The sequence below is a fragment of the Sphingobium sp. YR768 genome, assembly GCF_900111125.1.
In the GTDB taxonomy this organism is placed as follows: Bacteria; Pseudomonadota; Alphaproteobacteria; order Sphingomonadales; family Sphingomonadaceae; genus Sphingobium.
This window is the reverse complement of sequence record NZ_FOGE01000022.1, coordinates 58,583-78,428: the sequence shown is the minus strand read 5'-3', so window position 1 is coordinate 78,428 and position 19,846 is coordinate 58,583. Positions and strand designations below refer to the sequence as shown.

Annotated in this window: 18 protein-coding genes and 1 tRNA gene; 11 read left to right on the top strand and 8 right to left on the bottom strand. The window is 63.7% G+C overall.

The genetic code is table 11. From position 1 onward, the window contains the following. Positions 1 to 133: transposase (locus tag BMX92_RS20090; RefSeq protein WP_143066829.1), on the bottom strand; the 133-nt coding region annotated here is incomplete at its 3' end. A gap of 418 nt (positions 134 to 551) precedes the next feature. Here BMX92_RS20090 and BMX92_RS20085 point away from each other — a divergent pair. Further along, entirely contained in the window at positions 552 to 824 is a 273-nt protein-coding gene (locus BMX92_RS20085) for a helix-turn-helix transcriptional regulator (protein WP_093019826.1), read from the top strand. On the opposite strand, the gene BMX92_RS20080 is transcribed toward BMX92_RS20085, so the two are convergent. From BMX92_RS20080 to BMX92_RS20065, 4 genes are all read right to left on the bottom strand, one after another. Then, complete coding sequence (locus BMX92_RS20080; protein WP_093019824.1) at positions 784 to 2,115, bottom strand: tyrosine-type recombinase/integrase; 1,332 nt, start codon at positions 2,113 to 2,115, stop codon at positions 784 to 786. The genes BMX92_RS20085 and BMX92_RS20080 overlap by 41 nt on opposite strands. Before the next feature lie 162 nt (positions 2,116 to 2,277). After that, positions 2,278 to 2,354 (bottom strand) — tRNA-Ile (locus tag BMX92_RS20075). A 30-nt stretch (positions 2,355 to 2,384) separates the two neighbouring features. Then, on the bottom strand, positions 2,385 to 3,422 hold the full coding sequence (locus BMX92_RS20070; protein ID WP_093019822.1) for a polysaccharide deacetylase family protein: 1,038 nt from the start codon (positions 3,420 to 3,422) through the stop codon (positions 2,385 to 2,387). Positions 3,423 to 3,468: 46 nt separating this feature from the next. Further along, complete coding sequence (locus BMX92_RS20065; protein ID WP_256213520.1) at positions 3,469 to 5,187, bottom strand: sensor histidine kinase; 1,719 nt, start codon at positions 5,185 to 5,187, stop codon at positions 3,469 to 3,471. A gap of 203 nt (positions 5,188 to 5,390) precedes the next feature. Here BMX92_RS20065 and BMX92_RS20060 point away from each other — a divergent pair, with 203 nt between their 5' ends. After that, positions 5,391 to 5,864 (top strand): Lrp/AsnC family transcriptional regulator, encoded by a 474-nt coding sequence (locus BMX92_RS20060; RefSeq protein ID WP_093019818.1) that lies wholly within the window; start codon positions 5,391 to 5,393, stop codon positions 5,862 to 5,864. Between the two features lie 255 nt (positions 5,865 to 6,119). Here BMX92_RS20060 and BMX92_RS20055 read toward each other — a convergent pair whose 3' ends face one another. Then, a complete protein-coding gene (locus BMX92_RS20055; RefSeq protein ID WP_093019816.1) occupies positions 6,120 to 7,352 on the bottom strand; it encodes a tetratricopeptide repeat protein in 1,233 nt (410 codons plus the stop codon). A gap of 94 nt (positions 7,353 to 7,446) precedes the next feature. Then, complete coding sequence (locus BMX92_RS20050) at positions 7,447 to 8,721, bottom strand: hypothetical protein (protein ID WP_093019844.1); 1,275 nt, start codon at positions 8,719 to 8,721, stop codon at positions 7,447 to 7,449. Between the two features lie 266 nt (positions 8,722 to 8,987). On the opposite strand from BMX92_RS20050, the gene gyrA reads away from it, so the two are divergent. Continuing rightward, the gene (gene gyrA / locus BMX92_RS20045) at positions 8,988 to 11,672 is read left to right on the top strand and encodes a DNA gyrase subunit A (RefSeq protein WP_093019814.1); all 2,685 of its coding nucleotides are present in this window, start codon (positions 8,988 to 8,990) and stop codon (positions 11,670 to 11,672) included. Further along, positions 11,669 to 12,016 carry a DUF952 domain-containing protein gene (locus BMX92_RS20040; RefSeq protein ID WP_093019812.1) on the top strand — a complete coding sequence of 116 codons (348 nt, stop codon included), beginning with the start codon at positions 11,669 to 11,671 and terminating at the stop codon, positions 12,014 to 12,016. The genes gyrA and BMX92_RS20040 overlap by 4 nt, the downstream gene beginning before the upstream one ends. A 155-nt stretch (positions 12,017 to 12,171) precedes the next feature. Here BMX92_RS20040 and BMX92_RS20035 read toward each other — a convergent pair whose 3' ends face one another. After that, complete coding sequence (locus BMX92_RS20035) at positions 12,172 to 13,287, bottom strand: glycosyltransferase (RefSeq protein WP_093019842.1); 1,116 nt, start codon at positions 13,285 to 13,287, stop codon at positions 12,172 to 12,174. A gap of 55 nt (positions 13,288 to 13,342) precedes the next feature. Here BMX92_RS20035 and BMX92_RS20030 point away from each other — a divergent pair, with 55 nt between their 5' ends. The 7 genes from BMX92_RS20030 (at position 13,343) to BMX92_RS20000 (ending at position 19,843) form a co-directional block, all read left to right on the top strand. Next, positions 13,343 to 14,215 carry a lysophospholipid acyltransferase family protein gene (locus BMX92_RS20030; RefSeq protein ID WP_093019810.1) on the top strand — a complete coding sequence of 291 codons (873 nt, stop codon included), beginning with the start codon at positions 13,343 to 13,345 and terminating at the stop codon, positions 14,213 to 14,215. 31 nt (positions 14,216 to 14,246) lie between these two features. After that, the gene (locus BMX92_RS20025) at positions 14,247 to 14,891 is read left to right on the top strand and encodes a phosphoribosylanthranilate isomerase (RefSeq protein WP_093019808.1); all 645 of its coding nucleotides are present in this window, start codon (positions 14,247 to 14,249) and stop codon (positions 14,889 to 14,891) included. A 96-nt stretch (positions 14,892 to 14,987) separates the two neighbouring features. After that, on the top strand, positions 14,988 to 16,229 hold the full coding sequence (gene trpB, locus BMX92_RS20020; RefSeq protein WP_093019806.1) for a tryptophan synthase subunit beta: 1,242 nt from the start codon (positions 14,988 to 14,990) through the stop codon (positions 16,227 to 16,229). Between the two features lie 2 nt (positions 16,230 to 16,231). Beyond that, complete coding sequence (trpA, locus tag BMX92_RS20015; RefSeq protein ID WP_093019804.1) at positions 16,232 to 17,047, top strand: tryptophan synthase subunit alpha; 816 nt, start codon at positions 16,232 to 16,234, stop codon at positions 17,045 to 17,047. Beyond that, complete coding sequence (gene accD, locus BMX92_RS20010) at positions 17,044 to 17,892, top strand: acetyl-CoA carboxylase, carboxyltransferase subunit beta (protein WP_093019802.1); 849 nt, start codon at positions 17,044 to 17,046, stop codon at positions 17,890 to 17,892. The genes trpA and accD overlap by 4 nt, the downstream gene beginning before the upstream one ends. A gap of 113 nt (positions 17,893 to 18,005) precedes the next feature. Next, on the top strand, positions 18,006 to 19,334 hold the full coding sequence (locus BMX92_RS20005; RefSeq protein ID WP_093019800.1) for a bifunctional folylpolyglutamate synthase/dihydrofolate synthase: 1,329 nt from the start codon (positions 18,006 to 18,008) through the stop codon (positions 19,332 to 19,334). A 68-nt stretch (positions 19,335 to 19,402) separates the two neighbouring features. Further along, entirely contained in the window at positions 19,403 to 19,843 is a 441-nt protein-coding gene (locus BMX92_RS20000) for a DUF6628 family protein (RefSeq protein ID WP_093019798.1), read from the top strand. The last annotated feature ends 3 nt before the right edge of the window (positions 19,844 to 19,846 follow it).

Here is a 19,846-nt window from a genome sequence, read left to right as displayed (position 1 = left end):
ACCCATTCCGGTTGACGAAAATGATCCCGCTCAACACCCGGCGATCGTCGACACGCGGTTTGCCATGGCTCTTGGGAAAGTAGGGCTCAAGCCGAGCCATCTGCTCGTCCGTGAGCCAATACAGGTCGCTCATCTTCAATCTCCTCGCGGAGCCTGAATCAGATCGAGCCGGTTATATCAATGGGTCCTGACCCTAAGCAAAGTGAGCAAAAGCCCCTTGGTTCGCCGCGAGACCCAGCCCTTTGGAGTGGTCGCGCTTGCTTACCGCCTCTAATAACTTAAGCCCACTGTTTGGCAGCGCTGCCAATCCTGCGCGAATGAGCGCTGAAATTCTCAAGGATGACAGACCGCTCCGCTTTTCTTTGACCTCCCTAAAAACCCTCGTTCGCCATTTTCTTGGCCTTCGCAACCAGAGAAGACGCCATTGGGCAGTGTCGGCGCACTTTCGTACTATCAGACTCGTGGCTCAGCCAATCGGATGCCATTGCCGTTCTACCGTTATTGCGGCATAGTCAGTCTTGGCGGGCAGACCTTCTGAACGAGGGTTGGCCATGGAGTCTGATGTATCTCAAAATCCGGTGGGCCCGGCGAATGCTGTGGATGCAGATCGGGTTTACCCGAAAGACCGCCGGACAGACCGGCTCTTGCGGAAACCTGATGTCACCGCAAGAACCGGGCTGTCCGTCTCAGCCATCTATCGGTTGGAAACAGCCGGCCGCTTCCCTCGCCGCCGTCGCATCGGATTGCGCTCTGTTGCCTGGTATGAAAGCGACATCGAGGAGTTTATTGCTGATCCTCTAGGCTACCGTTCAGGTACCGGCTGACCACGTCCTGCGCTGGGTCGAGACCACATGTTATGAGGTCGGCCCAAATCTGGATGAGCGTCCCCCGCGGTTTGCGATAGCGAGATCGGTTGTACGACCATTCCGATGCGGACACCCCTGGCGGAACATGGGCGAGGACCAAATCGATCACCATCCGGTCTCCATCCCGCTCGAGCTCGGCCGCCCGCTCATTCATGATGGTCGAAAATGACGATCTCCAACCGTGGGGCACCATCACATTCTTGTATCGCCCTCCTCCCATGCGTTTGTACATGGTGCTTAGAGCCGCATCGGACATTGGCTCTCGCCATGATTTCGAATTAGGAAAGAGGAGTGCGAAGCCGCCCGTCAACGGCCGCAGCGCGCGGAGCACTTCAACGGCCTGATGTGGCAGTGGCACGTCATGTCCGAAAGCTGGATTGCCTTTGTCCTCGACGTCGAGCTTCATACGGCTCGCAGGGATACGCCAGATGGGTGCATTCGGTATTGCGTCGGAATTATCCCAATCAATGCCTTCAAATTCGCTCCAGAGAGCGGTTCGCAACACCCCCACCCGGACCAGGGTCAGCGCCAGAAGACGGGAAGCAAGCTTGACGGTCAGGCTCGAAGTAGATCGATCCACGGCCTTCTGAAATTCCAGGGTCTCACGGACTTCTGTAAGCGCCGGCTGCTTTGACCCTCGGCGCGCCGGCTTGAGCGCATCCTTTATCTCGTCGATCTCCAGCAGAATCGTATGTTCGACGAGCCCCTCCCCCTTCGCGCGCCGGAAGACACTTCTTATGTAGCCACGGACGCGCTTGGCGGTTTCGATGGAGCCCCTCGCCTCGATCTTCCGGAGTGCCCGCAGAATCGGCGCGCTCTCGATCTGGCCGATCGGAAGATTACCGAACAGGGGATAGAGGTCGCGTTCCAATCGGTTGCGGACCCGCTTGGCATTCGAGACCGACCAGATCGGCTCCTGGTCGGCCAGCCATTCTTCGGCAAGCTTCCTGAAGGTTATCTTCGCGGCCTCAATCCTGGCGATCTTGGCCTTCTGCTTCTCCAGCGCCGGATCCTTGCCTTTAGAGACGAGCTTGCGTGCCTCGTGATGGGCCTCCCGTGCCGCGACGAGTCCCATCTCGGGATAGCGGCCAAGGGTGAGCGTCTTTTCCTTTGGTCCGATCCGATATCGGTACCGCCAGAATTTTCCACCGGCTGAGGTGACGTGGAGAAAAAGCCCTTGAGAATCGGCAAGGCGGTAATCGCTTGCCTGAGGCTTGGCATTCTTAATTTCGACGATGGTAAGCGACATGAGATTATACCCTCAAATCGGCCCGCCATGCCCGCAATTATGCCCACAGATTCGCTGAACTGTCCTGGTCTGTCCTGACCTGTCGTGAACAGCAAAAACGCTGAAAAACCCCAATATTTCAGAGGTTTATTATAGCATTAGAACTGTCTTGAAAGCAATATTTGGTGGGCCCGGCAGGACTTGAACCCGCAACCTATCCGTTATGAGCGGACAGCTCTAACCAATTGAGCTACAGGCCCCACCTGTTGGAAGCAGCCGAATAGGCAGCATCAGGCCGCTTGGCAAGCCTCCATGCGCGTCGGAACGGCAGCCAACAATTGATCCAAACTCGCCGCCGCCACGCCGCGCAGCGCCAGATGGTTCAATATCTTGTCCCACCAGTCATAAAAGTCCGTGCGGTCGCGTTCGTTGCGGACATAGGGCGTGTGGCCCGGCGCCAGCGTCGGCGAATGGAAACTGAAATTGAGCACCCGCACGCCTTCCTCGATCAGCGCGTCGATCGCGGCGATCGCCTCATGCGCGGGGACACCCTCCGGCGTCAGCGGCACGCGGCTCAGCATGCGCGCCCGCGACAAGGCCCCCGCCAGCGGCCCCATGGTCTGCGCCGCGCGATACAGTCGCTCGCCACCGCCTCGCAACAGGCCGGTAAAGGCCGTGGACAGCGGCAGTTCGACCAGCGATCGCGTCGGCCCGGCCCAATAGGGATTTTGCGGCAATCCGGAAAAGTCCGGCCCATGCTGATGACTATAATCGAACCGGCTGCGCACCGAACTATCGAGACGAAAGCCTGCCGCCTCCAGCAAACGCGCACTATTCGGACCGACGCCATAGCGGCCGGCACGATAGACGGTCGGACGCTGGCCGAACCGCGCTTCGATCAGCGCGCACAAAGCCTCCAGCTTGGCGCGCTCCACCTCTTCGGGCAGGAAACCGACATAGCTGTTGGGCGCATTCACATCCTCGACATGGGGCGGATTGACCCAGGGGTGGAGGTGCGCGCCGATATCGGCCGCGCCATCGCTCAACCACTGCCCCATCATCGCCGCAGCCGCGTCACTATCGACCACCGGATAATCGGTGACATAGACGGGCTTCACCCCGGCAGCCGCGAAATAGGCCTGCCCCCGCGCCATCCCGTCCAGCGCGGTCACGCCATGGCCGACCCGGCTGAAGGGCGCATTCCAGTCAAACTCTTCCTCGGTATCGACGAACAGCATGAACCGGGTGCCAAAGGCGGGGTCTAGGGCGATCATGTCCTGCGCCAGCGGAGGCTGGAGCAGGGAGCCGTCATGAAAAGAAGCGGTCATAAGGCAGCGCTATCGCATAATGGTTGCGATAGGGTTTCTTGCAGGATCACGCCTGATCCGCCACCCCCGCCAAAGCCGCCACCGCCGGAATGGCCAGCTTCAGCCGCCCCGGCTCGACCGTCAGGCTGCCGCCGCAAGTCGCCGCCAGCCCCCGGATCAGCCGGAGCGAGAAGCCCAGTCCCAACAACGGCCCGTCAGCCCAGTCGCCCTCCCCGCTATAACCGGGGTCCAACAATTGCGATTCTTCCAGCCCCGCCAGCGCCGCCGGCCGATCGATCGCCAACACCACCTGCCCGGCCCCGGCATCGGGCTGGAACCAGCAGGCGCCGACCAGCGCCTCGGTCGCGGGCGCGACCGACAGCAGCGTGCGCAACAGATGCTGCACCATGCGTTCGCCCTGCACCGGGTCGATCCGCACCTGCGGCAGGCCGGGCGCCATCGCGATATCGATTCCCGTCCGCGCCTGCTCGCGGAAACGGGACGCGACCTGCGTCACCAGCAGGGCCGGGTCGATCAGTTGCGGCGCACTGGCGCCATCCCCGCGCGAAACCCGCGCGGCCAGATCCAGATCGTCGAACGCCGCCAGCAGATGATGCGCGTCGACCGCGATCTTGCCCGCCATTTCGCGATATTCGACACCGGCCGGGCCGAACAATTCCTGTTCGATAATCTCGGCAAAGCCCAATATGGCGTTCAGCGGCGTGCGCAATTCATGCACCAATTGCCGCAGGGAATCGGCGGAGAGGCCAGCGATCGCCATGGCCGAAGGCTGCGGTTCGCTCGCAACCTCATGCAGATAGGGGCGGCGCGCCTGCCCGCGATAGCCCTGAAAGCGGCCGGACCGATTGTCGAAGAAGGGCGTGGCTGTCAGCCGCCACTCCCCCGCCATGGCGCCCCCAATGATGGTGAAGCGGCCATTCTGGAACCCGCTGCGCCGGGCAAAGGCGCCCGCGACATGGCCGTCCGGGCCGCTGCCGCCTTCCAGCGCTATGTCGCCCAACGAAAGCCCGATCAGCGCCGCTCGCGGCCCCTGATCGATCCATAGGATGATGCCTTCCGCATCCGTCTCGAAAGCGAAGTCGCGCGGCGCGGCAACGGCCTCCTCGGCCGCCTCCGGCGGAGATGCCTCGGGCGCCTTGCGGGTGCTGGTAAACTGGGCGATCCGGTCGACCAGATTGCGGATCTGCCCTTCATCGGCCGCCGGCGCCCGCAACGGCGTAACGGTAGCGCTCGGCCGCTCCTCCGCTTCCCGCTCGTCCGTCTCCATGTCGGCGGTCAGCAGCATGTCGCTCTGCCCGACCATGTCCTGCCGCTCGGTCGTCAGGACCAGATCATGCGCGCCGAACGCCTCCAGCGCCTGCCGCGTCGTAGCGCCGATGTCGCGCCGCCCACGCAGCACCCCCCGGGCGGTGGGCGTAAGCTGCGGCAACAGTTCGACCCAATGCGCATCCGGCAATTGCGCCCGCGCCATCGCCGCGGCCGCGATCGCGGGGCGATCATTGGCGAACAGCCGCACCAGACTGGGCGAACGCAACCGGCGTCCCAGTTCGACCACGGTCGCGATTCGCTGCGTTTCGCTCAGCTTGGGCTGAAAGCTGGTGATGCGATCGATCAGGGCCGTCTTCTGCGTCTCGGGCATCGTCGAACGCCCCGCCACGTCGCCCTGCGCCAACAGGTCGACGCACTGGCGCCACAATGTCACACTGCCCAGCCCGCTACGGTCATCAGCCGCCAGAACCGTCTGCATGAGATCGTTGAAACGCACGAAAAATCCCCAAAATCACGCTGACTGGCAGGCCATGGCCCGGTTCCGCCGATACAGCTTTCATGCTGGATAGGCGCTTGGCGGAAAAAGGGAAAGGGGCTGATCCTGCGAACGAATATGACCGTCGCATAGTGGGACAATTGCAATGCTCTGAAACATTATTATGATGGGGCGCACTAACAGGACAGGAAATAAGCAGAATAATGGCCGGCCCCAATATCGACGACATCGACCTGCAAATTTTGGGCGAATTGCAGCAGGATGGCAGGATGACCAATGTGGAGCTGGCGCGGAAGGTGGGCCTGACCGCACCGCCCTGCCTGCGGCGCGTGCGCGCGCTGGAAGAAGCTGGCGCCATCACCTCCTATCATGCCGTGGTCGCCCCCGCGATGCTGGGCTACACCATCACCGTGTTCGCGATGGTCAGCCTGAAGAGCCAGGCCGAAGCCGATCTGAAAGCGTTCCAGGACCATGTCGCGGAACTGCCCGAAGTGCGCGAATGCCATATGCTGAACGGCGAAATCGACTTCATCCTGAAGGTCGTGGCCAAGGATTTGCAGAGCTTCCAGCAATTTCTGACGTCGAAGCTGACGCCCGCCCCCAATGTCGTCAGCGTGAAGACGTCGCTGACGATCCGCACATCGAAGAATGTGCCGGGGGTCCCGCTCCCGGTCTGAGAGTCCCTTTGGGAAATGCGCGAAAGAGTGCATTTCCCAAAAAGAGCATAGCGCATCTAACCTTAAATAAGACCCGCTAGGGCTGAACCTGTCGAAGGCTCTCCTGAGCGCCTGCCTTGCAGGCAGTCGAAGGGCCCTGTCCTGTTCTTCAAAAAGTGCGGCCCTTCGACAGGCTCGGGGCGAACGGATACAGGTGTGACCTCGATTTTGCGCACGCTGATATAAAGGCAGGGCGAGCCTGGAACGGCTAAAAACTCAGGCCGCCTTGCGGTTCTTATGCTCCACCCATGCGGACCAGAACTGGGCCACTGGCGCCCAGTCTCCGCTAACCTGCGCCAGCGCCGCCTGCGCGCCGGCCAGATCGCCTGACCGCGCCAGCGCCACGCCCAGCCGGGCATTGACGCGATCGGCATCCACCCCGCCCTTGGCCAGCGCAGCGCGATATTGCTCCACCGCCTGCGGATATTGGCTGAGCGAGAAATAGCTGTCGGCCAGCGTCAGGGCATCCTTGCCATTGCTGGCCGCCGCCGCCTTCTTCGCCTGCACCGGCAGCCCCGCGATTTCCTTGGTCGCCCTAGGCGCCACGGACTTCAGCAACTGGCTCGTGACCGCCTGTGTCGGCGTCAGCTTGCCCGCCGCACGGCCAGCCTCGATGATGGTGCGGGTTTCCGCATAATAGCCGGCCTTTTCCGCCATCTGGGCATAGGCCTGATAGTCGCGTTCACTCGCCATGGCGCCATTGGCCGCCTGAAGGCGATAGAGGTCCAGGCGCAGTTGCGGGTCGATATCCTTCTTCGCCTGATAATTGACCAGCGCTGCGCGCCAGTCCGCCCGGTCATCCTCCAGGTCCAGCCGCTCGCGATACAGCTGCACCACCTCCGGCCAGTCGCCCGCCTGATAGGCCATGGAAATGGCACGATCGGTCCAGGCGAGCGGGACCGGCTTGCCAGCCGCCTTCTGCGCCGCGATCGCCGCAGTCACAAAGGGCCGGGCCTCCTTGGGCCTGTTCCGGCGCAGCGCGATATCCGCGCGCAACATGGTCGCATCGACATCGTCGTAACCCAGCGTCTTGGCGTAATCGAGCTGGGCGATCGCATCGTCATAATTGCCCACGACATAGGACAGATAGCCCGCGATGTAGCGCAAACGCGGCGCATCGCCACGCGGCAGCGCGCTGGTCTTGAACATGTCGGTCAGCGCGATCCGCTGCGCCTGCACGTCGCGGCGCAAAGTCGCCACTTCAAAGCGCAGCCCCGCCGCAACATAAGCCTCGAAATCGGTCGTCGGCATCAGCGCGGCAACCTGCGTGCCCGCCGTCGCCGCATCACGCGCCTTGATCGCCGCATCCGCCGCCTGCGCATTGGCGCGGAAGACGTCGGACATGATGATCGGCGGCCCGGCCACGACGATCTTCTTCTTCGCAACAGCTGGCGTCGTCAGCAGGACGGCAGCAATAGCGAGGGAGGAAAGGATGGAATATTTATGCATGGCCGCCCCGGCCTCCCCCGAATTTTTTCAGTCTCGAACGGATCATTTCAAACGGTCAGAGGGGCGCCACCCGAAAGCGGCGCCCCTTCCGGCATCAGGCGCCCTTGGTGCCCAGATAGGCCAGCCACAGACCGGCGATCGGCTTGCGCGATCCGCCCTGCACCGCCTCGAACGAAGCCTTGGCGCCAGCGGTGTCGCCCGACAGCGTCTTGGCGATGCCCAGACGAGTGTTGACTTCGTCAGCGTCCACGCCGCCCTTCTGCTTGGCCAGTTCGAACATCGAAACCGCCTTGGCATAGTCGCCATAGCCCAGATAGGCGTCGGCGGTCGCCGCAGCGATCTTGCCATTGGCGGCCTTCTGCGCGTCGGCTTCCGCCGAACCCAGCGATGCCTTGTCGCCCGCAATCTTGGGCACGGCGGTCGAATAGAGATCGGCGCCGCCGCTGGCGTTCAGCACGCCCTTCGAACGGCCCTTGTCGATCACCGACTTCACTTCGCCATAGATACCGGTCTTCGACGCCATTTCAGCATATTCGGTGAAGTCGGCAGCGATCACCAGACCATCCGAGGCACCGAGCAGGCGCAGAACGTCCAGATTTTCGCGATTGGTGATGTTCGGGTTGGCGCGCTGGAACAGGCGGACGAGCGTGCGCAGATTCTGGCCGCTGGGTTCAGCCTGATAGGCCATCTTCGCCCATTCGGTCACGTCGGGCAGCTTGGCGGCTTCCGCGCGGCCAACGCCGATCTGATACCATTGCGCCGGCACCTGCTGACCCGAAGCCTTCATGCTGTCGGCCGCAGCCTTCAGCGCGGTCAGGCCCTGTAGGGTGAATCCGCGTGCCGGCTCGACCGAGGTGTTGGTGGTGCCCGCCTTGCCGAAATAGGCCTGCGCGATCGTCGGCTGCACCGATTCCGCCTTGGCGCCGGCCGCAACAGCCGCCTGGCCACGCTGGATCGCCACGTCGAAATTCTTCGCTTCCAGCGCCGAATTGGCGGCGATCGAGTTGAACTGGGCGGCCTGTTCCGGCGGCGTCAGGCCGCTGTCCAGCATCTGGTTCAGCGCTTCACCCTGAAGCGCGGCATCCTTGCTCGCGATCGAGGTGTTCAGCTTGATTGCGCCGATCTGATATTTGTCGTCGTTCGACGTCGCCTTGCTGTCGGCTTCGGCCAGAGCCGCCTTCGCACCAGCGAAATCCTGCGCTTCGGCTGCCTTCTGCGCCGTCTGAAGCGCCTTGATCACGTCAGGCGAAACCTTGAGCTGAGGACCAGCCTTCTTCTCTTCCTTCTTCGCGGCAAAGGCAGGCGCCGAAACGGCACCGCTCGTCAGCGCCAAAGCCAGCGCGAGCGCCACCGGGGTAACAAAACGCATGATCCTCATCTCCTTTGCGCGCCTGATAAGGGATTCAGGCGACCTTTCGGGGTTAAGCGCCGATTAGGGGGCGGCGCGTGAATGGGCATTGAACAAGCCTAAATCGATGGAATTTGCAACCGTTATGCGGCCCCTTCGTTCCCCGGGCCACCATATACCCTCTTGGCTGCACACGCGGGCGCGCGAGCGCGCGCGAGGGGTGACAGATTTGTTTCGCTGGGCTAGTGCATCAGCAACGTACGCATCCATCCAAAAAGAGAATCGCTTTGACCGACGAGACTGCCCTCGCCGACCCTTCGGATATCAGCCCCATCTCCATCGTCGAGGAGATGAAGACCAGCTATCTCGATTACGCCATGTCGGTCATCGTCGCTCGCGCCCTGCCGGACGTGCGTGACGGGTTGAAGCCGGTGCATCGCCGCATTCTCTTCTCGGCCCAGGAATCGGGCTTCGTCTACAACCGCCCCTATCGCAAATCGGCCCGTCTGGTCGGTGAAGTCATGGGTAAATATCACCCCCATGGCGACAGCTCGATCTACGATGCGTTGGCCCGCATGACCCAGGACTGGTCGATGCGCGTGCCGCTGATCGACGGTCAGGGCAATTTCGGCTCGATGGACCCCGATCCGCCAGCCGCCATGCGTTACACCGAAGCGCGCCTTGCCAAGGTGGCGACCGCGCTGCTGGACGATCTCGACAAGGATACCGTCGACTTCACGCCAAACTATGACGCGTCGGAAAGCGAACCGCAGGTTCTGCCCGCCCGCTTCCCCAACCTGCTGGTCAATGGCGCGGGCGGCATCGCGGTCGGCATGGCGACCAACATTCCACCACATAACCTTGGCGAAGTGCTGCGCGCCTGCCTTGCCTATATCGACAATCCCGGCATCACCACCGACGAACTGATCCAGATCGTCCCCGGCCCCGATTTCCCCACCGCGCCGCTGATCCTGGGCCAGTCGGGCGCGCGCAGCGCCTATCATACCGGCCGTGGCTCCATCATGATGCGCTCGCGCCATGTGGTCGAGGAAGGCCGTGGCGATCGCCAGTCGATCGTCCTGACCGCCATCCCCTATCAGGTCGGCAAGAACGGCCTGGTTGAAAAGATCGCCGAAGCCGCCAAGGACAAGCGGATCGAGGGCATCAGCGACATTCGCGACGAATCGAGCCGCGAAGGCGTGCGCATCGTCATGGACCTGAAGCGCGACGCCACGCCCGAAGTCGTGCTGAACCAGCTGTGGCGCAACACCCCCGCCCAGTCGAGCTTCCCGGCCAATATGCTGGCGATCCGGGGCGGCCGCCCGGAACTGCTGGGCCTGCGCGACATTATCGAAGCCTTCGTCCGCTTCCGTGAAGAGGTGATCACCCGCCGCACCAAGTTCGAACTGAACAAGGCGCGCGATCGGGCGCATATCTTGCTCGGCCTCGTCGTCGCGGTCAGCAATCTGGATGAGATGGTGAAGATCATCCGCGGTTCGTCCAGCCCGGCCGAAGCGCGCGAAAAGCTGCTCGCGCGCGAATGGCCGATCGGTGAAGTCGCCCCCTATCTGCGTCTGGTCGAAGCGATCGAAACGGAGATCAGCGGCGATATCTATAAGCTGTCGGACATTCAGGTCCGCGCCATTCTCGACCTGCGCCTGCATCGCCTGACGGCGCTGGGCCGCGACGAAATCGGCAAGGAACTGGCCGAACTGGCCGAAGCCATCGCCGAATATCTCGCCATCCTGGGCGACAGGCGCAAGCTCTACGCCGTGATGCGCGAAGAGTTTGAAGCGATCGAACGCGAATTCGCCACCCCCCGCCTGTCGGAAATCGCCGCCGCCGCCGATGGCATCGATGACGAAGACCTGATCGAACGCGAAGAGATGGTCGTCACCGTCACGGTGCAGGGCTATATCAAGCGCACCCCGCTGGAGAGCTTCCGGGCGCAGGCGCGCGGCGGCAAGGGCCGTTCGGGCATGGCGACCAAGGATGAGGACGCCGTCACAGAACTGTTCGTGACCTCGACCCATACGCCGGTCCTCTTCTTCTCGACCGCTGGCAAGGTGTACCGCATGAAGGTGTGGCGCCTGCCCGAAGGTGGTCCGGCCACCCGTGGCCGCCCGATGGTCAACCTGCTGCCGCTGGGTCCGGGCGAAACCATCCAGACCGTGCTGCCGCTGCCCGAGGATGAGGAAAGCTGGAAGGATCTGCACGTCATGTTCGCCACGGCGACCGGCACGGTGCGCCGCAACAGCATGGATGCCTTCGCCAACGTCCCCAGCAACGGCAAGCTCGCCATGCGCTTCGACGAAGGCAGCGAGGATCGCCTGATCGGCGTCGCGCTGCTGACCGAGGAAGATGACGTGCTGCTCGCCACCCGGCAGGGCAAGGCGATCCGCTTCGCGGCAACCGACGTGCGCGAATTCCAGAGCCGCACCGCCACCGGCGTGCGCGGCATGACGCTCAAGGATGATGACGAGGTCATTTCGCTGTCCATTCTCAAGGGCTTCGACGCCACGCCGGACGAACGCGAAGCCTATCTTCGCGCTGCCGCGTGGAAGGGCAATGAAGCCGAATCCACCCTGCCCGCCGAACGGGCGGCCGAATTTGCGGCGGCGGAACAGTTCATCCTGACCGTCTGCACCAATGGCTATGGCAAGCTGTCCTCGGCCTATGACTATCGTCGCACCGGGCGCGGTGGTCAGGGCATCACCAATATCGACAATATCGCCCGCAATGGTCGGGTCGTCGCCAGCTTCTCCGCCACGCAGGGCGATCAGCTGATGCTCGTCACCGATCAGGCGAAGCTTATCCGCATGGGCCTCGACAGCCTGCGCGTCATCGGCCGCAATTCGGCCGGCGTGCGCCTGTTCAACGTGGCCGACAACGAACATGTCGTCAGCGCCGCGAAGATCGAGGAAAGCGAAGAGGGCGAAACCCCGGACACATCGGAAGCGACAGACGCGTGAGCGACCTCTTCGCCTATAAGGTGCTGACGGCGGATCAATATGCCCAGTTCAAGGCCGACGGTGTGTTCAAGGGCGCTCCGATCGACCTGACGGACGGCTATATCCACATGTCCACCCGCGATCAGGCGGCCGAAACGGTCGCCAAACATTTCGCGGGTCAGGATCGCCTCGTCATGCTGATGATCGACCTCGCCCCCTTCGGCGACGCCATCAAATGGGAAGTCTCGCGCGGCGGCGCCCTCTTCCCCCACCTTTACGGCGACCTGCCCATGAGCGCGGTAGCCGGCAAGGTCGTGTTGCGCATCGGCGACGATGGCACGCACTTGTTCCCGGCGGGCTTTTAAAGGCTCTTTTGTCCTACGAAGCCCTCTGCTGATATATTACCCGTTCCCCGGCGCAGGCCGGGGAACGATCTACAGAATGTGCAAGGCAGACACCGGTGACATAAAATTTCCTATTTCCGTACGGAAATTTCAGGATCAGCGGGAAATGTGCGAAGTTAAGCGCTACGTTCCATGTCCACCACCCGGCCGCCTTTGACCCGATAGGCCCATCCGCCCCAGACGATCCGGTTCGATAGCACCGCGGGCACCTGCACCGCCAGATGCGCCCAGGTCACGGCAAAGGGCGCCACCATATCCCAGACCAGCGATCGCCGCGCCTTCTCCGCCTGCTCCGGCTCCAGCACGCTGACAATGATCCGCCGCCGCACCAACGCTCGCCCGCAGGCCGCACCATAGCCGACCGCCACCGCCAACCATCCACCCGCCAGCAGCGCCCAAAGCCAGGCCATCGACTGGATCGCAACCACCCCGGTCGCCAGCCCCCACATGCCAAAGCTGTTCGTCGCGATATGCCGATATTGCCGCACGCCAAAGCCCAGCAGATCGGCCGCCTTCCCCTCCAGCGGACTGGCCACCAGCAGATCGCGCACCGGCCGCAGCCGCAGCTTCGCGTGCCAACCCGCCAGCCCGATGCTCATATCGTCGGACAGGCGCCCCGCCAGCACCGCATCCAGATCCAGCCGATCCGCTACCTCGCGCGTCAGCGCCATTGCCCCGCCCCAGGGCATGGTCGCACTGGCAGAACGGGGCAGCGTCGCCAGTTGCATCTCCACCGCCCCGACCAGCGCCGCCATCGGGCCGCCCTCCGGCAACAACAGCCGATAGCCAGTGACGATATCCGCCTTCCCCCGCAGCAGCGGAAACAGCAGCCGCCCGACCAGCCGCTCGGGCGGCGCTATGTCCGCATCGATAAAGACCAGCCACAGGTCATCCGGCCGCAACGCCCGCAGCGCCGCGCGCAGCTTGTGGACCTTCTGTCCCTCATCCTGCGCCACGCCGGCCGCGACGACCTGCACCCAGTCGCTTTCCCGCGCCGCCAGCGCCTCCGCCGCCGCACAAGCCCCCGACGTCGCGATCAGCAGGCGAAACGGCGCGCTTTGCGCTTTCAGCCGGGCGATCAGTTCCGGCCCGCCATCCCAATCGTCCCGCACGCTCAGGATCACGACCGCACCGTCCGGCGTCTCGATCTTGCGGTCGCGCGGCACATGCCGCCAATAATGGACTACGCCCAGCACGGTCAGCACCTGAAGGCCGATCCAAATCCATAGCATCGCCGTCACCTGCGCCCCTTTACCGCTTCACCCGCTGCTGTATGACGCTTGGGCGATGCTCTCCAACCCCTTTCTCTTCTTCCTGATGCGCTGGCTGCCTGCACCGATCGCTTCCTGGCTCGGTGGCTGGCTCTCGGTCCATGTCGCCCGCCGCAGCATGAAGCTGCGCGACGCCCGCGCCCGCGCCAATCTGGCGATGCTGCGGCCCGACCTGCCGGAAGCGGAGCGAGAAGCGATCCTGACCCGGCGCTGGGTCAATGTCGGCCGCACTATGGCGGAACTCGCCAATATCGACCGGCTGGTGAACGACGCCCATGTGACCGTGATCGACAAGGCGGCCTATCAGGCGGTGCTGGATGGTCCGGGCCCGATGATCGCCTTCACCGCGCATCTGGGCAATTGGGACTTGCTCGCCGCCCATATCAAATGGTCGACCGATCGCCCTGGCCTTGGCGTCTATGAAGCGCCGGACGATCCGAAAACGGCGGCCCAGCTCAAGAAAGCCCGCTCCAGCTATATGGGTGAGGCGATCGGCGGCGAAGGCGCGGCGCGCGGCGTACTCAAGCATCTGACCCAGAAGGATCGCGCCACCCTCTACATCCTTGCCGACGAACGGCGCGACCGGCAGGTCTGGTTCCCGACCTTCGGCCGCCCGCTGGAGCCATCTGGCAACCTGTCGATCGCGCTGCGGCTCGCGCGCAAGGTCGGCGCGACCTTCCTGCCCTTCTACCTCATCCGTACCAGCGGCCCGCATTTCGAACTCCACTGGCGCCCGCCGCTCGACCCCGCAACGATGAGCGATGCGGAGATCATCGCGGCGCTGGACGATTATCTGGGACAGGCCTGCGTCACCCATGCCGACCAGTGGCTGGCGCTGCATGACATGGATCTGGCCCAGCCGGGCCACCTGCCTGCCACAGGCATGTGACTTCAACAGCTATCATCGGTAAAGCGCCCCTATGTCCCGACTCGCGATCAAGATTTGTGGCCTGTCCACGGCCGATACCGTAGGCGCAGCCGTGCAAGCGGGCGCGAGCCATGTCGGCTTCGTCCATTTTCCCAGAAGCCCGCGCCATGTGGAGCCGGACCAGATCAGCGCGCTCGCCGCCGCGATCCCCGCCACCGTGGAACGGATCGCCGTGGTCGTCGATGCCGACGACGATCAACTGGCCCGCCTGACCGGCACCGGCGCGCTCAGCGGCTTCCAGCTTCACGGCAAGGAAAGCCCGGAACGCGCCGCCGCCATCCGTCAGCGCTTCGGCCTGCCAGTGTGGAAGGCGATTTCGGTCAAGACCCGTGCCGACATCGACGCCGCCAACGCCTACGCCAGTGCCGTCGATCGGCTGCTGTTCGATGCCAAGACACCCGACGGCGCGGCATTGCCGGGCGGTATGGGCCTGCGCTTCGACTGGACGCTGCTGCGCGGCATTGCCATCCCCGCACCCTGGGGCCTGTCGGGCGGCCTTGGCATTGACAATGTGGCCGAGGCGGTCCGCATCACCGGTGCGCCGCTGATCGACGTTTCTTCGGGCGTGGAAAGCGCACCGGGCATCAAGAGTGTGGACAAGATCATGGCCTTCTGCAAAGCGGTTCAGCCATGTTGACGCTGAACGCCCCTGCCCTGCGCATCGAAGGACGATGGCGCTGATCGCTTCACAAACCGAAAGCGAACGCCCCATATTGTCCTTGGAAAGATAGTCATGACCGATACCGTAACTCTGCCCAACAGCCTGCGCAGCCAGCCCGACGCCAACGGCCATTTCGGCGCTTTCGGTGGCCGCTATGTCGCCGAAACTCTGATGCCGCTGATCCTGGAGCTGGAGAAGGTCTATAAGGAAGCGAAGGCCGATCCGGCGTTCGACGCCGAATTTGCCGAACTGCTGCGCTCCTATGTCGGCCGCCCCAACCCGCTTTATTATGCGCAGCGGCTGACCGAAGCGCTGCGCGCCAAGGCGGAGCCCGGCAAGGGCGCCAAGATTTACCTGAAGCGCGAGGAACTCAACCACACCGGCGCGCACAAGATCAACAATTGCATCGGCCAGGCGCTACTCGCCCGCCGCATGGGCAAGAAGAAGGTCATCGCCGAAACCGGCGCGGGCCAGCATGGCGTCGCTACCGCGACCGTCGCCGCCCTGTTCGGCATGGAATGCAAGATCTTCATGGGCGCCAAGGATGTCGAGCGGCAGAAGCCCAACGTCTTCCGCATGAAGCTGCTCGGCGCTGAGGTGATCCCGGTCCATTCCGGTTCCTCGACGCTCAAGGATTCGATGAACGACGCGCTGCGCTACTGGGTGTCGAACGTGCATGACACATTCTACATCATCGGCACGGCAGCAGGTCCGCACCCCTATCCCGAACTGGTCCGCGACTTCCAGTCGATCATCGGCAAGGAAACCCGCGCGCAAATGCTGGAAGCGGAAGGCCGCCTGCCCGATCTGCTGATCGCGCCGGTGGGTGGCGGGTCTAACGCCATCGGCATGTTCCACCCGTTCCTGGACGACCCCGAGGTCGCGATGATCGGCGTCGAGGCGGCGGGCGAAGGGCTGGACAAGAAGCATGCCGCATCGCTGGCAGGGGGTGCATCGGGCATATTGCATGGCAATCGCACCTATCTGCTTCAGGACGAAGATGGCCAGATCACCGAAGCACACAGCATTTCGGCCGGCCTCGACTATCCCGGCATCGGCCCGGAACATAGCTGGCTGCACGAAATCGGCCGGGTGAAATATATGCCGATCAAGGATGACGAAGCGCTGACCAGCTTCCAGACCCTGTCGCGCCTGGAAGGCATCATCCCCGCGCTCGAATCCGCCCATGCCGTGGCCGCTGCCGAGCAGGTCGCGCCGACGCTGGACGCGGACAAGATCATCGTCGTCAATCTGTCGGGCCGGGGGGACAAGGATATCTTCACCGTCGCCGACGCGCTGGGAGTGGAGATGTGAGCATGGATCGTCTCTCCACCCGCTTCGCCGCCTGCAAGGCACAGGGCCGCGCTGCCCTCATCACCTTCGTCACCGCTGGTGATCCGGACGTCGCCGCCACACCCGCCATCCTCGATGCGCTGGTCGCGGGCGGCGCCGACATCATCGAACTGGGCATGCCCTTCACCGATCCGATGGCCGATGGTCCCGCGATCGAACTGGCGAACCTGCGCAGCCTGGGCTCGGGCACCAAGACGAAGGATGTCTTCGCGCTCGCCGCCGACTTCCGCGCGCGCCATCCCGAAACGCCGCTGATCCTGATGGGCTATGCCAATCCGATGCTGGTGCGCGGGTCGGACTGGTTCGCCGACCAGTGCAAGGCCGCCGGCGTCGATGGCGTGATCTGCGTCGACATTCCGCCGGAGGAAGACGCCGAACTCGGCCCCGCCCTGCGCGCGGTCGGCGTGCACCTCGTCCGCCTCGCCACCCCGACCACCGACGCGGCGCGCCTACCCGCCGTGCTGAACGGCGCCAGCGGCTTCCTTTACCATGTCGCCGTCGCCGGCATCACCGGCAAGCAGCAGGCGGCACAGGCCAATATCGAGATCGCCGTTGGCAAGCTGAAAGCCGCCACCGACCTGCCGATCGCGGTCGGCTTCGGCGTGCGCACCCCGGAACAGGCTGCCGCCATCGGCCGTATTGCTGACGGTGTCGTTGTCGGCTCCGCCATTGTCGATATCATCGGCAGCCATGGCGATGCCGCTGCGCCCTTCGTACAAGACTTCGTTGCGTCGCTCAGCGGCGCCCTCATCACTTCTATCCGGGAGACCGCAGCATGAGCTGGATCAACCGCGTCCGTAACGCCCTGCCCTTCACCAAGAAGGAAACCACCGCCGAAACGCTCTGGCACCAGTGCCCGTCGTGCAAGGAAATGGTCTTCATCAAGGAATGGGAAGAAAATCTCTCCGTCTGCCCGCGCTGCGACCATCATGGCCGCATCGGCCCGGACGCCCGTTTCGAACAGATACTCGACGCCGGCTTCATCCTGCTGCCGACCCCGCATGTGCCCGAAGATCCGCTCAAATTCCGCGACTCCAAGCGTTACCCGGACCGTATCAAGGCCGCCCGCGCCTCGACCGGCGATCAGGATGCGCTGATCAACGCGCGCGGCGCGATCGACGATGTGCCGCTGGTCATGGGCGTGCAGAATTTCGCCTTCATGGGCGGTTCCATGGGCATGGGCGTGGGCGCGGCGTTCATCCAGGGCGTGAATGACGCGATCGCGCATAAATGCCCCTATGTCATCTTCACCGCCGCCGGCGGCGCGCGCATGCAGGAAGGCATATTGTCGCTGATGCAGATGCCGCGTTCGACCGTGGCGATCCAGAAGCTGCATGCGGCCGGCCTGCCCTATATCGTCGTGCTGACCGATCCGACCACCGGCGGCGTCACTGCCAGCTATGCCATGCTGGGCGATATCCAGATTTCGGAACCCAATGCCCTGATCGGCTTTGCCGGCCAGCGCGTCATCGAAAGCACGATCCGGGAGAAACTACCCGAAGGCTTCCAGCGCGCCGAATATCTGCTCGACCATGGCATGCTCGACATGGTGGTCCATCGCAGCGAATTGCGTGACACGCTGGCCCGCGTGATCGGCTATCTGACGCCGCGCGCGACCGCCTAAACTATAGACTTCGTCATTGCAAGCGAAGCGAAGCAATCCATCTAGCACCATGTGGATTGCTTCGCTTCGCTCGCAATGACGTTATAAGACCATAGCAGGGGAATTAAGGCGCCATGGCCGACCACGCCGTTTCGGACGATCCGCAGGTGCAGGCGCAACTGGACCGGCTCTGGTCGCTCTCTCCCGGCGCGGACGTGCTGGGGCTGGAACGCATCACCCGGCTGCTGGAGCGGCTGGGCGATCCGCATCGCAGCCTGCCGCCGGTCTTCCATGTCGCCGGCACCAATGGCAAGGGCTCCACCTGCGCCTTCCTGCGCGCGGCGATGGAGGCGGACGGCAAAAGCGTCCACGTCTTCACCTCGCCCCATCTGGTCCGCTTCAACGAGCGTATCCGCATTACCGGCCAGTTGATCAGCGACGATCAACTGGCTCGCTATCTGGAACGCGTGCTCGACATTGCGGAGGGCGTAAACGCCAGCTTCTTCGAGGTCACGACCGCCGCCGCCTTCCTCGCTTTCGCCGAGCATCCGGCGGATGCCTGCATCATCGAAGTAGGGCTGGGCGGCCGGCTGGATGCGACCAATGTGATCAGCGATCCGGCGGTGTGCGGCATCGCGCAACTGGGCATCGACCATCAGGCCTTTCTGGGCGACACGCTGGACAAGATCGCCGCCGAGAAGGCGGGCATCGCCAAGGCCGGCGCAGCACTGGTGACACAGCGTTACCTCGAAGCGCTGCATCCGATCATGCAGGAGGCCGCTGATCGGGCCGGCGCCCTTTGGATCGGTCAGGGCGAAGGCTGGGACGCCGCCGTCTATCGCGACCGGCTCCATTATCGGGACGATCTCGGCCGACTCGACACACCCCTGCCGCGTCTGGCTGGCGCCCATCAGGTACAGAATGCCGCGCTCGCCTTCGCCATGCTGCGCCATCAGCATGCCGTGCCGTTGCCCGAAGCCGCGCTCAAGGCCGCGCCGCTCTGGGCGCATTGGCCCGCGCGGCTCCAGCGGCTGGAACAGGGGCCGCTGCTGGCACCGCTGCCCGAAGGCACCACCGCCTGGCTTGATGGCGGCCATAATGCCGGTGCGGGCGAAGCGATCGGCGCCTATTTCACGGCCGATCGTCTGGAAGGGCAGAAACTGCACCTCATCATCGGCATGCTGGCGAACAAGGAAGTGGACGCATTCCTCGCCCCTTTCGCCGGCAAGATCGCCCATATCCATGCGCTGCCCGTGCCCGGCCATGATCACCATCCGCCAGAGCGCTTTGCCGCCGTCGCGGTGCAATGGGGCATCGGCTGCACCGCCCATGCCGGACCGGTCGAAGCGATCGGCGCCGTTGCAGCAGCAGCGGCGGGGGATGTGCCGCCCAAATTGTTGATCGGCGGTTCGCTCTATCTGGCGGGTGAAATTTTGCGACTGAACGAGCAATTACCTGACTGAATAACAGTTGCGAATGACTTGCAATAGCGTACTATGCGTGCACCGACTAACGCAGAAGGCGCGATTCTATGGCTTATGGAGAGACTTCCCCCCTCGACCTGCCCCGTCCCATTCCCGGTGGCTATGGCAACCGTCTCTTCCTGTTCGTGATGCGGCGAATGGCGACGGCAGGCGTCAATGACGCCCATGCCGTCAACGCGATGCTGGGCGCCTTCGGCCGCAGCTATCGTCGCCCGCTGGTGCTGATGCGCGCGATGATGCTGGAACTCGCCCGCGCATCCAGCCGCAAGATATTGGTCGCGCCCTGTTGCTGTGCCCGCATGACCGCTGACGAGGCACTGATGATGCAGGCGACGGGGGAAGCGCTGCGTGATCCCAATGCCGCTTATGACAGGGTCAGCGAATTGCTGGGCAATGATCATGCGCTGGGGGCGCTGACCTGCCTTCAGGCGGTAGCACAAGCGCATAATGACCTCGGCCGACCGCTGGATATCTACGCGGCGGGCTGAAGC

Excerpts from the sequence above, each read along its gene's own strand:
- BMX92_RS20080 (WP_093019824.1), bottom strand. The coding sequence starts at position 2,115 with ATGTCGCTTACCATCGTCGAAATTAAGAATGCCAAGCCTCAGGCAAGC.
- BMX92_RS20070 (WP_093019822.1), bottom strand. The coding sequence starts at position 3,422 with ATGACCGCTTCTTTTCATGACGGCTCCCTGCTCCAGCCTCCGCTGGCG.
- BMX92_RS20055 (WP_093019816.1), bottom strand. The coding sequence starts at position 7,352 with ATGCATAAATATTCCATCCTTTCCTCCCTCGCTATTGCTGCCGTCCTG.
- trpB (WP_093019806.1), top strand. The coding sequence starts at position 14,988 with ATGACCGATACCGTAACTCTGCCCAACAGCCTGCGCAGCCAGCCCGAC.
- BMX92_RS20035 (WP_093019842.1), bottom strand. The coding sequence starts at position 13,287 with ATGCTATGGATTTGGATCGGCCTTCAGGTGCTGACCGTGCTGGGCGTA.
- accD (WP_093019802.1), top strand. The coding sequence starts at position 17,044 with ATGAGCTGGATCAACCGCGTCCGTAACGCCCTGCCCTTCACCAAGAAG.
- BMX92_RS20025 (WP_093019808.1), top strand. The coding sequence starts at position 14,247 with ATGTCCCGACTCGCGATCAAGATTTGTGGCCTGTCCACGGCCGATACC.
- BMX92_RS20000 (WP_093019798.1), top strand. The coding sequence starts at position 19,403 with ATGGCTTATGGAGAGACTTCCCCCCTCGACCTGCCCCGTCCCATTCCC.
- trpA (WP_093019804.1), top strand. The coding sequence starts at position 16,232 with ATGGATCGTCTCTCCACCCGCTTCGCCGCCTGCAAGGCACAGGGCCGC.
- BMX92_RS20050 (WP_093019844.1), bottom strand. The coding sequence starts at position 8,721 with ATGCGTTTTGTTACCCCGGTGGCGCTCGCGCTGGCTTTGGCGCTGACG.
- BMX92_RS20030 (WP_093019810.1), top strand. The coding sequence starts at position 13,343 with ATGCTCTCCAACCCCTTTCTCTTCTTCCTGATGCGCTGGCTGCCTGCA.
- BMX92_RS20085 (WP_093019826.1), top strand. The coding sequence starts at position 552 with ATGGAGTCTGATGTATCTCAAAATCCGGTGGGCCCGGCGAATGCTGTG.
- BMX92_RS20060 (WP_093019818.1), top strand. The coding sequence starts at position 5,391 with ATGGCCGGCCCCAATATCGACGACATCGACCTGCAAATTTTGGGCGAA.
- BMX92_RS20005 (WP_093019800.1), top strand. The coding sequence starts at position 18,006 with ATGGCCGACCACGCCGTTTCGGACGATCCGCAGGTGCAGGCGCAACTG.